Source organism: Moorena sp. SIO3B2, assembly GCF_010692525.1.
In the GTDB taxonomy this organism is placed as follows: domain Bacteria; phylum Cyanobacteriota; class Cyanobacteriia; order Cyanobacteriales; family Coleofasciculaceae; genus Moorena; species Moorena producens.
Genome location: NZ_JAAHHE010000769.1, coordinates 1 through 1,856 on the forward strand (window position 1 = coordinate 1; position 1,856 = coordinate 1,856).

General features: G+C 40.7%; 1 protein-coding gene. It reads right to left on the reverse strand.

All coding sequences use genetic code 11. The annotated features are described in order from the left end of the window. Positions 1-315 precede the first annotated feature (315 nt). The coding region (locus tag F6K38_RS40850) for a methyltransferase domain-containing protein (RefSeq protein WP_287360538.1) at positions 316-1,856 on the reverse strand (1,541 nt) is incomplete at its 5' end.

The window sequence follows — 1,856 nt, forward strand, 5'->3', positions numbered from 1 at the left end:
CTGCTGTTATAGCAGTCGCCAGGGCAGTTAGGACATTACAAAAGTCTCAAAGCTAAGTAAGCGCAATAGTTTTACTTCTGACTTCTGACTTCTGACTTCTGACTTCTGACTTCTGCTATAACCTCTCCCTTTAAGAATCATTTTACCATAGGCAGGACAGATAAATATGAAAGCGCCTAAACGGCTCGGTTTAAGTCCCTGCTTAAAATACAGGGGTTTTCACCATCGTTTCTCGGTAATTTTATATGGATTAGCTATTTTTTGAGCAGCTGTTTTTTTTTCGATATGATAGCCTTGAACTAATTTATAATCAATTTATGTAATTGTGCCGAAACAAAATTCTTTTAAACAAATTCCTTCGCCAACTTTTTGGTCGTCTATTTCTAGAATAGCGGGTCTGTATTCCAAGCATAGCTTACTTTCCATAGTCGATGGTTGATTTCGCAGGATACTCGACCAATTGGCAAAAGCATTATTGTCGAATTTCAAGTGATATATTTTGTCTTGAATGCGGCCATGGGCACTTGTTTTGCGATGGTAAGAATCTTCTCCGTTTAACAATATTTCTTTTTCTGTTTGGGAGGTGTTGAGTAGCTTGAAATAATTGTATTTTTCTTCGCCAAATGTGGCTTCAGCACTCCAAATGATTCCGTAATCAGGGAAAAAGGCATGAACAAAGTGGTAGCCCCAAAACTTGGGGTAATCTCCATCATAAATTTTGCAATAACCTATAGCTTTTTGAGTGCGATCGCCTGTGTTCACAGTGCACAGGAGTTTTGGTTGGTGAATGACGGCGCGATGATTTTTTTCAGCGGGAACCGCCCAAGTGAATTCGGCGGCAACTTGGAATTGAATTTCTATATTAGCTTCTGGCAAACAAATGGTTCCGGTTCCATCGTTGTTTTTGATAGAGATGTGTTGATCTGAGCGTTGGTGTTCGGAGGTATTGATAAGTTCCAGGGAGTAGCCCTTGGTGTCGCTCCACCAGGCTGAATAATGCTCGATTGTTCCTGTTTTGAAATATCTTAGAGCAAGTAGAGAACCATCTTCGAGAAAGAAATGGTATTGTTCACTATAGACAGAGGTTACAGAGCAGAAATATGTATCAGGTACTTGGTGAATTTTTGGAACACAAGGTTTTTTTGCAAGGATGGAGGAGCCACCAATCTTACCGCTTTGAAACAAGTCGCTAATGGTTTGATAAAATTGACGACGGTGTTCATAAACGTTTTCACCGAATAGTTTGATTGATTCTTCTTTTGATTGGAGGAATTTTTGATAGCGTTCTTTTACCCAACCTTTCCATCCTGTTGTTAAATCGATGAAACAAATGTCAGCAAATCCTACACGCTCGAGGTGATTGCGGTAGGTTTCGCGGGTTGGTAAATAAGAGGATTGAACTACTTCTTCTAGAGTGGTTTTAACGTCTGGTGTCAGAGGGCCATTAGCCACGTAGTCTTCGATATAGATCAGGCCGTTGTCCTTCAAAGAGCGAAAACAAATTTCCAGTATTTTATCGCGGTTTTCAATGTGTAAAAATGATAAAAAAGAAATGATGCTGTCAAATGAGCTTGGTAACAGGGCGTCAATGACTTGGGGACTTAGAATATTGCCTGTGAGGTATTGGATGCGTTTGTCAAGTCCCACTCGTTGGGTGAGTTCTTGGGCAATTTCGTTAAAATTATTTCTTAATTCCACACATTGGATGTGACATCCCGTTTTATAACTAATGTATCGAGCAGGCCCACCAACACCGCTGCCAATGTCCAAAACTCGCGAGTTGGGGGATAGTGCCAAACGGTTGATAGCGCGATCGCAAGCTTTGGTGCCAAAGTAGTGGTATTGGTCTAGGTGAT